Origin of the sequence: Maricaulis sp., from assembly GCF_030149425.1 — a bacterium.
Classification (GTDB): domain Bacteria; phylum Pseudomonadota; class Alphaproteobacteria; order Caulobacterales; family Maricaulaceae; genus Maricaulis.
This window is the reverse complement of the sequence record NZ_JASBRQ010000020.1, coordinates 13,680-27,801: the sequence shown is the minus strand read 5'-3', so window position 1 is coordinate 27,801 and position 14,122 is coordinate 13,680. Positions and strand designations below refer to the sequence as shown.

The 14,122-nt window shown below is 63.8% G+C and carries 11 protein-coding genes; 9 read left to right on the top strand and 2 right to left on the bottom strand.

The genetic code is table 11. The features are described 5' to 3' along the window. Window positions 1-212: 212 nt before the first annotated feature. Together rdgB and hemW are read left to right on the top strand one after the other, a co-directional pair. Window positions 213-806: an RdgB/HAM1 family non-canonical purine NTP pyrophosphatase gene (rdgB, locus tag Q1V57_RS03640; RefSeq protein ID WP_300527651.1), complete on the top strand. Its 594-nt coding sequence runs from the start codon at window positions 213-215 to the stop codon at window positions 804-806. Beyond that, window positions 803-1,948, top strand: a complete 1,146-nt coding sequence (hemW, locus tag Q1V57_RS03635) for a radical SAM family heme chaperone HemW (protein ID WP_300527650.1) — start codon at window positions 803-805, stop codon at window positions 1,946-1,948. The genes rdgB and hemW overlap by 4 nt, the downstream gene beginning before the upstream one ends. Here the strand turns inward: hemW and Q1V57_RS03630 are convergent. Continuing rightward, a complete protein-coding gene (locus Q1V57_RS03630; protein WP_300527649.1) occupies window positions 1,945-3,678 on the bottom strand; it encodes a penicillin-binding protein activator in 1,734 nt (577 codons plus the stop codon). The genes hemW and Q1V57_RS03630 overlap by 4 nt on opposite strands. Between Q1V57_RS03630 and rsmI the strand changes: the two genes are divergently transcribed. The 7 genes from rsmI (at window position 3,677) to Q1V57_RS03595 (ending at window position 11,730) form a co-directional block, all read left to right on the top strand. Further along, window positions 3,677-4,573 carry a 16S rRNA (cytidine(1402)-2'-O)-methyltransferase gene (gene rsmI / locus Q1V57_RS03625; RefSeq protein ID WP_300527648.1) on the top strand — a complete coding sequence of 299 codons (897 nt, stop codon included), beginning with the start codon at window positions 3,677-3,679 and terminating at the stop codon, window positions 4,571-4,573. The genes Q1V57_RS03630 and rsmI overlap by 2 nt on opposite strands. Then, window positions 4,570-4,953 (top strand): YraN family protein, encoded by a 384-nt coding sequence (locus tag Q1V57_RS03620; protein ID WP_300527646.1) that lies wholly within the window; start codon window positions 4,570-4,572, stop codon window positions 4,951-4,953. The genes rsmI and Q1V57_RS03620 overlap by 4 nt, the downstream gene beginning before the upstream one ends. An 82-nt stretch (window positions 4,954-5,035) precedes the next feature. Beyond that, the gene (locus Q1V57_RS03615; RefSeq protein WP_300527645.1) at window positions 5,036-5,713 is read left to right on the top strand and encodes a BON domain-containing protein; all 678 of its coding nucleotides are present in this window, start codon (window positions 5,036-5,038) and stop codon (window positions 5,711-5,713) included. Next, the gene (gene gshB, locus Q1V57_RS03610) at window positions 5,710-6,651 is read left to right on the top strand and encodes a glutathione synthase (protein ID WP_300527643.1); all 942 of its coding nucleotides are present in this window, start codon (window positions 5,710-5,712) and stop codon (window positions 6,649-6,651) included. The genes Q1V57_RS03615 and gshB overlap by 4 nt, the downstream gene beginning before the upstream one ends. Window positions 6,652-6,851: 200 nt before the next feature. Further along, complete coding sequence (locus tag Q1V57_RS03605; protein ID WP_300527641.1) at window positions 6,852-8,369, top strand: YifB family Mg chelatase-like AAA ATPase; 1,518 nt, start codon at window positions 6,852-6,854, stop codon at window positions 8,367-8,369. Window positions 8,370-8,441: 72 nt separating this feature from the next. Further along, window positions 8,442-10,310: a response regulator gene (locus Q1V57_RS03600; protein WP_300527640.1), complete on the top strand. Its 1,869-nt coding sequence runs from the start codon at window positions 8,442-8,444 to the stop codon at window positions 10,308-10,310. A gap of 31 nt (window positions 10,311-10,341) precedes the next feature. Further along, on the top strand, window positions 10,342-11,730 hold the full coding sequence (locus Q1V57_RS03595; RefSeq protein ID WP_300527639.1) for an MFS transporter: 1,389 nt from the start codon (window positions 10,342-10,344) through the stop codon (window positions 11,728-11,730). Between the two features lie 12 nt (window positions 11,731-11,742). Here Q1V57_RS03595 and Q1V57_RS03590 read toward each other — a convergent pair whose 3' ends face one another. After that, complete coding sequence (locus Q1V57_RS03590; RefSeq protein ID WP_300527638.1) at window positions 11,743-14,022, bottom strand: NADP-dependent malic enzyme; 2,280 nt, start codon at window positions 14,020-14,022, stop codon at window positions 11,743-11,745. Window positions 14,023-14,122: the final 100 nt, after the last annotated feature.

Here is a 14,122-nt window from a genome sequence, read left to right as displayed (position 1 = left end):
GCGAACGAACGCGTACTGGATTTTTCGGGCCTGACCATCTCTCTGTTTCCTTTCACTTGCATCTGACCAATTACCGTTGTCATTCGTAGTCTCAGGACGATGTCTCCCGTCCTTGTTGTTTATCGATAAACGAGGTCCGGGCGACTTGCAAGCAAAAAATATCGTTTTTCGATATGAATTTTTCGAAAGGCGATATGAAGGTTGGGGTAATCATGGCGTCATCGGATCGACAGACTTGGGTGTTGGCAAGCCACAACCAAGGCAAAATCAAAGAGTTGAGAGAAATTCTCTTATCGCGAGCGATCGATTTGAAGAGCGCGGGGGAGCTCGATCTGCCCGAGCCGGAGGAGACCGAAACCACATTCGAGGGCAATGCCGCGCTCAAGGCGCAGGCTGCCTGCCAGGCGACGGGACTGGTCTGCGTCGCTGATGATAGCGGGCTTTCGGTTGACGCTCTGGGCGGCGATCCCGGGATTTACTCGGCGCGCTGGGCGGGCCCGGACAAGGATTTCGCGGCGGCGATGACGCGCGTACATGAGGCGCTCGGTGACAAGGCCCGGACTGCCCGTTTTGTCTGCGTGATCGCCGTTGCCCGTCCCGGGGAGCCGGTGCGGACCTATCGCGGCGAGGTGGTCGGGGAAATCGCCTGGCCACCGCGCGGGACGGACGGTTTCGGCTATGACCCGGTGTTTCAGCCGGAAGGCGAGACGCGGACCTTCGCGCAGATGACGTCCGCGGAAAAGCGCTCGATGAGCCACCGGGCCCGGGCACTTGCAGCGATGACAGCTGCCGAGTTCGAGGCATGAGCGAGGACACAGCGCTCGGCCTTTATATCCACTGGCCCTATTGCGCGCGGATCTGTCCCTATTGCGATTTCAATGTCTACCGGCCCAAGGGTGCGGAGGATGTCCTGCGGGCGGCTATTCTTGACGACATGGCGCATTGGCGTGAACGCACGGGTGCGCGGGCGCTGACGAGCCTGCATTTCGGTGGCGGCACGCCGTCGCTGATGACGCCGGAAGCGATTGGCGAGGTGATTGAGGCGGCCGACCAGCTTTGGGGTTTTACCGCGGACGCCGAGCGCGGTCTTGAGGCCAATCCGAACGACCGGGCCGGTTTCAAGGCCTTCGCCGGGGCCGGAATCAACCGTCTTTCTGTTGGCGTTCAGAGCTTTCAGGGTGGGGTTCTTGAGCGCCTGGGGCGTGATCACGGTGCTGATACGGCGCGATCTGCGGTCGATATGGCACTGCATTCGGTCCCCGAGGTGTCGCTCGACCTGATTTACGCCTGGGACGGCCAGACGCTGGAAATGTGGCGGCAGGAACTGGACACGGCCCTGGCGACCGGTGTCGGCCATTTATCGCCCTACCAGCTGACCATCGAGCAGGGCACAGCGTTCGGAAAGCGCGCCGAGCGCGGTGAGAAGCTGGCGCTGGAAGCCGATGATGCCGCGGCTTTCTACGAGCTTGCCGATGAGATCGCCTCCCGCGCCGGGTTCGAGCGCTATGAGATTTCCAATCATGCGCGCTCACCGGCGGCACAGTCGCGTCATAACCGTCTCTACTGGGAAGGGGCGGACTGGATCGGGGTCGGACCGGGGGCGCATGGCCGTTTGGGGCGGCACAGCACGGGCGGCCGCATCGGTACCGAGGCGGCGCGCCGGCCGGGGGAGTATGTGCAGCAGGTCAAATCCGGCCGCTGGGGCGTCGCCGAGCTCGAGGCCTTGTCGGCTGAGGATGAGCGCGCCGAGCGGATCCTGATGGGCATACGGCTCGCCGAAGGGCTTGATCTGACGCGTCTGCAGAGGGCGACCGGACTGGGCATTGATGAAGGTGAGGCCGAGCGCATGATCGCGGCGGGCCTGCTGCAGCGACAGGGTGACCGTATCCAGCTGACCCGGGAGGGTCAGCTGCTCGGTGATGCGGTGTCGATGGCGCTGGTACCCTAGAGCCCGTCCGGACGGATTTGCCCGTCGAGCTCGGCCAGGCATTCCTCGGGAATTTCCTCGCCCTCTTCCAGTTCGCTGCAATCCACATCGCCGGGGCGCGGATAATCATCCGGCATTTCCCGCCGGAACAGGCTGTAATCGAAACCGATCACACCCAGGCCGGTGGCTTCAGGATCGATCAGTTCGCCTTCATCCGCCGGGCCGGTAACCGGCATGTCGGTCATGGCGACACCGGTTCCGATCTCGATCTGCGTGACCGGCTCTTCCGGCTGGCCCCAGCCGGGCGGCAGCGGCAGATAATCCGGCAGCGGGTTTTCCGCGTCATTGCCGAAACGCTGCACGCGCTCTTCAGCCGCGGCCATGGCCATGATGCGGACCTGTTCGGGGTCGAACAGAGGCGTCGTGAAATCGAGCGGCGCCGGCTCGATCTGGCGGAAGCCGCGCGAGCGCACTTCATAGATTGCCAGACCGCGTTCGATCAGACCGTCGCTATTGAAGCGGAACAGGCCGTCGGCACCCAGGAAGCCCTGCTCTTCTTCAATCGCCTCGCGGCTGAAGCCGAGCTCGCCGCCATCCATATGGGCCGCCAGTGCCATCGCGTCATAAGCGAGGCTGGCAATGCGCGAGGGCTCACTGCCGAAGGCCTCCTCATAGGAGGTGTCGAAGCGTTCGCGCATCTGCAGATCCGGTCCGGCGAACCAGCCGCCATGCAGCGCTGGTTCGCGCAGCAGATCTTCATCATTCCACAGACCGGTGCCCAGGAAGCGCACGACCAGCGGGTCAACCCGTTGCGAGATCAAAAGCGGGCCGAGGGCGCGCAGGCGGGTACCGCCTTCCGGCAGCAGAACGGCCTGGAAAGCGGCTTCCGGGTCGGGGATCCACTCGCGGCGCCGCAGTTCGCGCGCCTGATCCGGGGTCAGTTCCGGGAAGGCACCTTCAGCCAGACGGGCCGAGGCGCGCGACATGGCTTCCACATCGCCGGTATAGAAAGCTTCGGCCGTCACCTCGCCCGCGGTCACAGAGGCTGTGTCCTGCAGGGCGTTGTAGACCGCCATGCCATAGCGGTTTTGCGAGCCGAGATAGGCATATTTCCAAACGCCCTGACGGGCGGCGTATTCGACGATGCGCTGGACCTCGATCTCCGGCGGGAAGCTGAGCAGATAAACGCCATCACCGGCGGTCGCCGTGTCGGTCGAAAAGGCAATCACCGGGATATCGGCGCGGCGCGCCACGTCGCCGGCTGCAGCGACGGCCGGCGCAAACAGCGGGCCGATGATCAAATCGGCACCGTCCTCAACGGCTGCGAGCGCGGCCTGGCGGGCGCCATCGGCGGTGCCGCCCGTGTCTTTCGGGATCAGGACGAGATTACCGCCGGCGCGCTCGAACAGGGCCAGCTCGGCTGCCCGCAGAAGGCGCAGGGCTTCCGCGCGGGCACCGGAATTCTCAGCCGAGAAGGGCAATAGAACGGCGATGCGTGCAAGATCGCGATCTTGCATATGCGGCGGGATCAGGCCCGAGGCCTCTTCAATCACAGCAACCGGTTCCGGTTCGGGCTCGACTACCGGCGGGGTGATGACGGGCTCGGGCGCCGGGGCCGGAGCCGGGGCAGGCGTTGTCGTCGCGCAGGCGCTCACCAACAGGCCCGCAGAGGCGGCCAAAGCGAGCGGGCGAAGCATATGCAGAAGGCTTTGCGTGCGAGAACGCGAACGCGGTGCTACATCAGATTTCATGACCGGATCATCCCGAGAATTCCCGCCCGAAGCTAGCCGGACTGGGCCCAAGGTACAAGCGCTCAGCCCGGGCCTTTATCTGGTCGCCACACCGATCGGCAATCTGCGCGACATCACTTTGCGCGCCCTTGATGTGCTGGCGGCGGCGGACCGGGTGCTGGCAGAAGATACACGTGTCACCAAGCGCCTGCTGGACGCGCACGGTGTCTCCGCGGCCTTGCAGCCCTATCACGACCATAATGGTGAGCGGGTCCGGCCCGCCGTGCTGGAGGCGCTGGCGGCTGGCGAGGTGGTGGCACTGGTTTCCGATGCCGGCACGCCCCTGGTCTCCGATCCGGGTTACAAGCTGGTGCGCGAGGTGATCGAGGCCGGCCATGAAGTGATCGCCATTCCGGGCGCCTCCGCTGCCCTGGCCGCCTTGTGTATTGCCGGCCTGCCCACCGATTGTTTCACCTTCGCCGGATTTCCGCCGTCCAAGACAGCGGCGCGCGAAGCCTGGCTGGCGCGTTTCTCCGCGGTGCCGGGCAGTTTGGTGTTTTACGAGGGAGCCTCGCGTTTGCCCGCTGCGCTGACCAGCATGGCGAAGGTGTTTGGTGACCGGCCGGCAGCGGTCTGCCGCGAACTCACCAAGCTGCATGAAGAAGCCCGGCGCGGCGGTCTGGACGCGCTCGCAGCCCATTATGAAGATGCCGGTGCGCCGAAAGGCGAGGTTGTCATCGTCATTGCACCTGCAGCCCCGGATATCTGGGACGAGGCGCGTATCGATGCGGCACTGCAGGAGGCACTGCAAACGCAGCGGGTAAAGGACGCAGCTGCTGACATCGCCAGCAAGGCGGGTCGGCCCAAGCGTGACATCTATGCCCGGGCTCTGGCGCTCAAGGATGCGTCGGGGTGAGCCGCGCGCGGCGGTCAGCTGAAGCATTCGGCCGCTGGGCGGAGCGTCTGGCGCAGGTCTGGCTGATCGCCAAGGGATATAGTTTGCTCGATCGCCGAGCGGTCACGGCGGCCGGAGAGATCGATCTGGTCGCCCGGCGCGGTGAGTATCTGGCCTTCATCGAGGTCAAGGCCCGGCCCGATCTTGAGCGCGCCCGGGCCGCACTGACCTACCGGCAGCGCTTGCGCATCGAGCGCGCAGCCTCTTTATGGCGGGCCCGGCATCAGCGTTTTGGCGATCTGCACATGCGTTACGATCTGTTCCTGGTCATGCCCTGGCGGCTGCCTGTGCATGAGCGGGCGGCCTGGTTCCCGGATGATCGCGTCCGCGACCTGCTCTAACAGTCTGACATTATCCTCAGGTGTCAGCGCGCGGCGGGTGGTGTAGCGTTCTGATTCGCTGACGTACGGAGCTCGCACCGCCATGCCTCAACGCTTTTCCGCCTCCCTTGCCGCCGGGCTGCTCGCGCTGACCCTGAGCGCCTGTTCGACTGTCCAGGAAGAACGTTCAATCGGCCGCGAGCTGGATGACAATAACGCCTCCTGGTCGATCAAGTCGGCGATGCTGCGGGCTGAGGGTTTCGCCCTCGATGGCGTCGATGTGGAAGTGGCCGAGGGCGTTGCACTCCTGACCGGTCATGCGCCGCGCGAGGACGATAGCCGCATGGCCGAGTGCCTGGCATGGTCGTCGGTCGCGGTGCGCTCGGTGACCAACGAGATTGTGATCGGTGATGATGCCGGGTTTGGAGATGGCACGCGCGATCTGCTGATTTCCCAGCGTATCCGGGCGCACCTGCTCACGGACCGGTCGATCCGTAGCGTCAATTTCAACGTCGAGACTTTCAATGGTCGCGTCTTCCTGCTTGGCCTGGCGCGCTCGCGTGGAGAGCTGGAGCGGGCAACAGCGCATGCCTCGCTGGTTGAAGGTGTGACCGAGGTCGTCAGCCTGGTGCGCGTGGCCGGGGTGCCCAGCACGCTGCCGGCCCGCGGCGAACGCCGGGCCGCGGCCTGTGGTGGTGAGCCGGTTCCCGCTCTTGAACTGCCCGGCGACGACACTAACTCCGGCCCGCAACTTCTTGGCGGCCCGGAGACGACACGATGAGCCTGCGTATAGCGGTCCAGATGGACCCGATCGAAACCGTCGATGTCGACGCGGACACCACTTTTGCGCTGATGGAGGAAGCCCAGGCTCGCGGCTTCGAGCTCTTTGTCTATCATCCCGACCAGCTGGCCTGGCTGGAGGGGCGTATCATGGCCCGGGCCCGGCCCGTGACCGTCAAGCACGTCCAGGGCGAGCATGCCGACCTCGGTGAGGAGATTGATCTCGACCTTGCCGCGGATATCGATGTGGTCCTGATGCGGCAGGACCCGCCGTTTGATATGGCCTATATCACTGCGGCCCACATTCTCGAAGGCCTTGCCGGCAAGACCCTGGTCCTCAACGACCCGGCCTGGGTGCGCTCGAGCCCGGAGAAAATCATCCCGCTGGACTTCCCCGAACTGGTTCCGCCAACCCTGATCAGCCGCGATGTCGAGCGCATCAAGGCGTTCCGCGCCCAGTATGAGGACATCATCGTCAAGCCGCTCTACGGCAATGGCGGCGCAGGTGTATTCCGGCTCAAGCCGGGCGACAGCAACCTCAATTCCCTGCTTGAAATGTTCTTTGCCCAGTCGCGTGAACCGGTTGTGGTGCAGGCCTTCCTGCCGGCGGTGACGGCAGGCGACAAACGCGTCCTGTTGATCGATGGTGAGCCGGTCGGCGCCATCAACCGCGTCCCGCAAAAGGGCGAGACCCGGTCCAACATGCATGTTGGCGGGGTGGCGGAAGCCTCAGAGCTTGATGCGGCCGACCTGCGTATTTGCAAGGCGATCGGGCCGATGCTGAAAGAGCGCGGGCTGATGCTGGTCGGTATTGATGTAATCGGCGGCATGCTGACCGAAATCAATGTCACCTCCCCGACGGGCGTGCAGGAACTCAAGCGTTTCTCCGGCGTCGATACCTGTGCCCGTTTCTGGGATGCCGTTCAGAGCAAGATGTAGGTAGCAATTCGTGCACCCTTGACGTGTATTGTCATCTGTGCCAATTTTGTTCCTGTTATGTACTTGGTCTGTTTTAATGGTGTGGAAAAGCCAATAACGACAGAGATTTAGCGCATGCATAGCGGAATCTGATTCCGGTCTTTCAAGGCGATAACCCTTGATCGGCCGTCTTGTTCGCGAAAGAGCAGAGGGGTGAGTTGATGGCGTCACGGACAGCTGCAGTCGCTTTCGAAGGCTCCGAAGCCAAACATGTCGATGTGCAGGTCCAGCTGGCAGCTGGGGCGCAACCGGTCTTCTCCATCGTCGGTCTGGGCGACAAGGCCGTAGCGGAAAGCCGAGAGCGTGTCCGCGCTGCCTTTGCGGCGCTGGGGCTGTCCATGCCGTCAAAGCGGTTGATCGTGAACCTGGCGCCGGCAGACCGCCCGAAGGAAGGGTCGCATTTTGACCTGCCGATCGCCTTGGCCATTCTGGTCGAGTTGAACATTCTGCCACGCGAGGCGGGCTCGGACTATCTCGCTTTCGGCGAGCTTGGTGCCGATGCCATGATCCGGCCCGTGCCGGGTGCGCTCCCGGCCGCCATGGCGGCACATGCAGCCGGGCTCGGCCTGATTTGTCCGCAAGCGTGTGGATCGGAGGCGGCCTGGGCCGGCGGTGAACTGGCCATTCTGGCGCCTGGTTCGCTGATCCAGCTGATCAATCATTTCAAGGGCAGCCAGGTTCTTGCGCGCCCGGTTCCGGGTGAATTGACCGATGCGCCCTCGAAGACCGATCTGAAACAGGTCAAGGGGCAGGAAACCGCCAAGCGGGCGCTGGAGATCGCGGCGACGGGCGGCCATAACCTGCTCATGATTGGCCCGCCCGGCTCAGGCAAATCCATGCTGGCCGAGCGTCTGCCCGGTCTATTGCCACCGCTGTCCGCCGATGAATTGCTCGACGTCTCCATGATCCATTCCGTAGCCGGCTTGCTCGAGCGTGGTGCCCTGACCCGGCATCGTCCGTTTCGGGCGCCGCACCATTCCGCGTCGATGGCCGCCATGGTGGGCGGTGGGATGCGGGCCCGGCCCGGTGAGGCCTCCCTGGCCCATCGCGGCGTCCTTTTCCTCGATGAACTCCCGGAATTTCATCCCCAGGTGCTCGACAGTCTGCGCCAGCCGATGGAGACAGGGTCAATCACCGTGGCGCGGGCCAATGCACATGTGTCCTACCCGGCCCGCTTCCAACTGGTTGCGGCGATGAATCCCTGCCGCTGCGGTCATGGCGGGCTGGACGGCGTCTCCTGCCGTCGCGGTCCGCGCTGTGCCATTGACTACCAGGCCCGTATCTCCGGCCCGATGCTTGACCGCATTGATCTGCAAATCGCTGTGCCCGCCGTTACGCCGGCGGACCTGGCTTTGCCGGCCCCGGTCGAGGGAAGCGCCGAGGCGGCTTTGCGTGTGGCCCGAGGCCGCGACGCCCAGGCCGAGCGCGGGGCGCTGAATGCGCATTTGCCGGCTGACCGGCTGGAGCATGTGGCGACGCCGGACCGGGCCGGTGACGTCCTGCTCAATACCGCCGCGACCCAGCAAGGCCTGACGGCGCGCAGCTATCATCGTGTGCTGCGGGTGGCCCGGACGATCGCCGATCTGGACGGGAGCGAGGCGGTTCGGCGGGTGCATATCGCCGAAGCCCTGGCCTGTCGCCGCGGACTGGCCCGGGCGAGCGCGGGCGAGCCGGTGTGATGGCCCGGTGGTTATTTAATTTCTCTTTTGACGACGGATCGTTAACCGGCTCAGCGTAACCGGGAATACGATATGACGCGTCGTCCGCCGGATATGTCCGGCCAGCCCTTACCGCCCGCACCCGTGCGCGGCGAAGATACGCTGGCCTCATTTCTCCTGACCGCCCTGGATGCGGCCGGTGAGCTGATGCTTATTCGGGGTCCCACGGGCCGTGTCGCGCACGTCAACCAGGCCTTTATCGATGCCTTTGGCGGATCATTGCGCGACTGGGTTGGGCGCTGGTTCTCGGTTGCGCCACCGGCGGGAACGGACGGATCGAGGCGCTATGAAATGCTCATGCGCACCCAGAAGGGGGCGCTCTGGATTGAGTGGGACGAGCGCCTATTGCCCGATAGCCGGGGTGTCATTGCTGTTGGGCGAGACATTACCTCCCGGCGCGAAAGCCATGATAGCCTTGAGGCGTCGCAACGCGCCAAATCTCTGTTCTTTGCCGCTGTGACCCATGAGCTGCGCACGCCCCTGGCGGGTGCGATGGGCGTGGCCCGCCTGCTCAAGGCGACGCCCTTGCGTCCCGACCAGGCCGATTATGTCCGCTCGCTGGCTGCTTCGGCCGAGCACGCCCTGGCTATGATTGACGATATTCTCGATCTCTCGCGGCTCGAGGCCGGCAAGCTCAATCTGCGCCCGGAAAGCGTCGATCTGGCTGCGCTTCTGGCGGAAACCGTCGAACCCCTGGCCACCCGCGCCCAAGACAAGGGGCTGGAGCTCAGCGTTGTGCACACTGCCGGGGCGCCGCAGCGTGTGACCGGCGACAAGGCCCGCCTGAAACAGATCCTGTTCAATCTTATCGGCAATGCGGTGAAATTCACCGATAGCGGCGGTATTCGCGTGGAAATCGGCAATACGCCGGACGCTGATGGCCGCGCCCGGCTGTCCCTTGCCGTGTGCGATACCGGGCCGGGCATTTCCGAAGCCGACCAGGCCAGCCTGTTCGAGCATTTCGAGCGCGGCGCCGCCGAACGTGACGGCAAGGAGGCCGGCGCCGGGCTCGGCCTGGCCATGGTCCGGCGCCTGGTCGAGGCGATGACGTCCTCCATGGGCGTGGAAAGCCGGTTGGGCGAGGGCGCGCGCTTCTGGGTCCTGTTCGATCTGCCGGTGGAAAGCAGCTGGAGCGAACAGCCTCTGGCGGGACGGGAGATGGCTGTGGCCGCGCCCAACCCGGTCTTGCGCCGCGCTCTCGCCGACCAGATTTCAGCCCTCGGCGGCGATGTCGTGGCGATCGACAATCCGGACCGGATCGCGGCGGCTTCGGGCCGGGAATTGCTTCTCGACAGCGCCTGGGCCGATCTCGCTGCGACCGCCAGCCCCGCGCATTGCTGGGTCCTGCTGGAGCCGCGCGAGAAGGATGCCTTCCTGGAAAACCGTCCCCAGGGCGTCGATGGCTGGCTGGTCAAGCCGGTACGCCGCTCGACCCTGATCGCGCAGGTTTGCGGTCATCCCCAGGCCCAGGGCGAGAGCGATGAATCCGCAACCGGCCCGGACGAACCGCCGCGACTGGATGGCCTCACCGTGCTGGTCGCCGAGGACGACCCGGTCAATGCGCTCATCGCCCGGCGCACCCTGGAAAAGCTCGGCGCGGTCGTGCGCGCTGCCGATACCGGGGTCGCGGCCCTGAAGGCGTTCGAGGATGGTCCGGTCGATGCCGCCCTGCTCGATCAGCGCATGCCGGGCATGGACGGACCGGATCTTGCCCGCATGCTGCGTCTGCAGGGCTGCGAGGTCCCGTTGATCGCTCTGACCGCCAATTCAAGCGAAGAAGACCGCCAGATCTGTCTTGAGGCCGGGATGGATGATTTCCTGACCAAACCTGTCGAGCCTTTAATCCTCGCGACCACGCTCAACCGCTTGTGCGGTCAGAAAAAACGGTCCAGTTTGGGCTGACTTGCCGGGGGGCCGAGGGAGGAAATCCATCATGGGCGGAGAAGCATCCGGCGAACGCGCCGAAGCACCTCAGTATTCTTGGAAAGACGTTCTGGCTTCACTCAAAGAGCCGCGCATTCTGGCGATGCTGGCATTGGGGTTTGCAGCAGGCCTTCCATTCCTTCTAACCGGTAACACTCTAGGCGCCTGGTTGCGCGATGAGGGGACTTCGCTTGCGGCCATTGGTTTCTTGTCGTGGGTGGGGCTCGCATATTCCTTCAAATACCTATGGGCGCCGGTTCTGGACAGCGTGCGCCTGCCGGTAATCGGCCGGCTTGGCAAACGCCGAAGCTGGATTCTACTCGCTCAGAGCGGTGTCATCTTTGGTCTGGGCGCAATGGTGTTCGTTGGCCCGCAGGGCGGATTGGTCCTGTTCGGTGTGTTTGCGCTCGTAGTGGCCTTTTCGTCAGCGACACAGGATATCGCGATTGACGCTTGGCGGATTGAAGTGGCGGAAAGCGATGAAGAACTTGGGTTGATGTCTGCGGCCTACCAACTGGGCTATCGGATATCCCTGCTCATCACCAACGCGCTCATTTTCAATATTGCCGCAGTCATCGACTGGTCTGGCTCGTTCTTACTGATGGCCGCGCTCATGCTGATTGGTGTGTTTGCAGCATTGCTGACGACCGAGCCGCAAGCGTCCAAGGCCGCTGTTGGTTCAAATGCGCCTCGCGAAGAAAAGGCGCCTTGGACCATTTCTGGAGCGATCGATGCCGTCCTCGGTCCGTTCATCGCCTTTTTCAAAGCGCACGGTCGGTTAGGCATCTTGCTGCTATTCGCAGTCAGCCTCTATCGTTTGCCAGACTTTATTATGGGGCCGATGGTCAATCCGTTTTATGGCGACCTGGGTTTGTCGCGGGAGGCCATCGGGAGTATGCGGGCCAGCGTTGGCCTTGTGGCGACGTTCATTGGTATCGCCGGCGGCGGGCTCGCCGCGGTACGCCTCGGTTTTACGAAGGCCCTGATCCTAGGTGCCTTTCTCGTACCAGCATCGAATGTGGGGTTGGCTGTTATGGCGTTTGCCGGGCCCGCCAACGAAGTCTTCGCGGCCGCGCTTTTTGTTGAGAATTTCTCGGAGGGCTTTGGAGGAACGGTGCTTGTGGCCTGGATGTCGAGCCTTACCAGTTTCGGCTATGCGGCGACGCAATATGCCCTGCTCTCGTCATTCTATTCTGTGTTGGGCAAGTTCCTGAAGGGGTTCTCAGGCACAATCGTGGAGAACGGCCTGCAACCCGCATTGGGCGAAATGCCCGGCTATGCGGCGTTCTTCGCCGGCACGGCCGCTCTCGGCATACCCGCAATCTTTATCATTATCTGGACGGCTCGAGCACACATGCGAGCGGAGGCGGCCCGGTCCGACCCCAAACCCGCCGAATAGGCGCGGCGGGCCTTAGCCCGCCACTTCCACTTCGTGCTTTTCCGGATCGTAGGCGGCGAGGGCGGCCAGCGTGGTGATCTCGCTGACGGATGCACCCAGGCGCGCGATCTGGACCGGTTTTTCAAAGCCCAGCAGCATCGGCCCGATCACCGTGGCTCCGCCACCTGCACGCAGCAGTTTGGTGGCGATGGAGGCGGAGTGAATGGCCGGCATGACCAGAACATTGGCCGGGCCCTTCAGGCGCGAGAACGGGTAGAGCATGCGGTGCAGCGGATCGAGCGCCACATCGACATTCATTTCGCCCTCGTATTCGAACTCGACCTTGCGCTCGTCGAGAATACGCACGGCCTGTTGCAGTTTTTCCGAGCGGGCGCCGGCCGGATTGCCGAAGGTCGAATAGGACAGGAAGGCGACGCGCGGCGTGAAGCCGAAGCCCTTGGCGGCATAGGCGGCTTCCTCGGCGATATCGGCCAGGGCCTCGCTATCGGGGAATTCGGTGACATTGGTGTCGGCGATAAAGAGCGTGCGCTCCTTGGTCAGCGTGATCGACATGCCCATGACGCGCTGGCCCTCTTCCGGGTCGAGCACGAGCTGGATATCGCGCAGGGCGGCGTCATAGGCGCGGGTCGTACCTGTCACCATGCCGTCGGCATCGCCGAGCTTGACCATGCAGGCGGAGAAGATGTTGCGGTCATTATTGACCATGCGCTGGACGTCGCGGCGCAGATAGCCCTTGCGCTGAATGCGCTCATAGAGGAAGTCGGCGTAGTCCGCATTGCGATCGGACAGGCGCGCATTGACGACCTCGACGGCATCTTCCGGCACTCCAACGAGACGCATATTGGCGCGGGTAATCTCCTCGCGGCCGACCAGGATGGCCTTGCCCAGCTCCTGGTTCTGGAAGGCATAGGCGGCGCGGATCACGGCCGGCTCCTCACCCTCGGCAAAGACGATACGGCGGCCATGGCCCATGACCGCGCCCTGGATGCGTTGCAGCAGCGCGGCGGTCGGGTCGAGACGGCGGGCCAGTGAAGCGCGATAGGCGGACATGTCCGGGATCGGCTTGCGGGCGACACCGGTATCCATCGCGGCCTGGGCCACATAGGGCGGCACATAGGAGATCAGACGCGGATCAAAGGGCGAGGGAATGATGTAGTCCTTGCCGAAACTCGGACGCGCGCCGTGATAGGCGGCGGCGACTTCATCCGGCACATCTTCCTTGGCCAGCGCCGCCAGCGCCTGGGCCGCGGCGATTTTCATTTCCTCGTTGATGGTGCGGGCGCGGACATCGAGTGCGCCGCGGAAGATATAAGGGAAGCCGAGGACGTTATTGACCTGGTTGGGATAATCGGACCGGCCCGTGGCGATAATGGCGTCGGATCGGACCGCCCGCGCATCTTCCGGCAGGATTTCCGGATCCGGATTGGCCATGGCGAAAATGATCGGCTCGTCAGCCATGGACGCGACCATGTCCGGCGTCAGCGCGCCGGCAACGGACAGGCCGAGGAAACAGTCTGCGCCATCCAGCGCGTCGGCGAGGGAGCGCTTGTCGGTCTTCACCGCATGCGCGGTTTTCCACTGGTTGAGATTGTCACGCTCGGTATGGATCACGCCCTTGCTGTCGCAGAGGATGGCATTTTCCGCGGCGACACCCATCGCCTTGAGCAGTTCGAGAACGGCGATCCCGGCCGCACCGGCGCCATTGACGACGACTTTGAGGTCTTCCATGCGCCGGTTGGTGAGCTGGCAGGCATTGATGATGCCGGCAGCGGAAATAATCGCCGTGCCGTGCTGATCATCGTGGAAGACGGGGATATCCAGCTCCTCGCGCAGGCGCTGCTCGATAATGAAGCTTTCCGGCGCCTTGATGTCTTCCAGATTGATGCCGCCAAAGGTGTTGCCGAAGCGCTTGACGCATTCGATGAAGGCGTCGGCGTCTTCTTCTTCAACCTCGATATCGATAGCGTCCATGTCGGCGAAGCGCTTGAACAGGACAGCCTTGCCCTCCATCACCGGCTTGGACGCCATGGCGCCGAGATTGCCGAGGCCGAGAATGGCCGTGCCGTTGGAGATCACGGCGACCATATTGCCCTTGGAGGTGTAGTCGTAGACGCTTTCCGGATCTTCGGCGATCGCCTTGACCGGGACGGCAACGCCGGGGCTGTAGGCAAGCGACAGGTCGCGCTGGGTGGCCATCGGTTTGGTCGGCTGCAGACCCAGCTTTCCGGGGACGGGCTCGCGGTGAAAGGCGAGAGCTTCTTCGTCTTCGACCGGGCTGGTTCTGTCGCTCATTCCGATATCCTCGTCTTGGTGGGATTTTCCCCTGTTGAGAACGGCTCTAGCCGCTTCGCCCCCTTGCGCGCAAGGTGAAACCTCGCCACCGTTCGCGCCG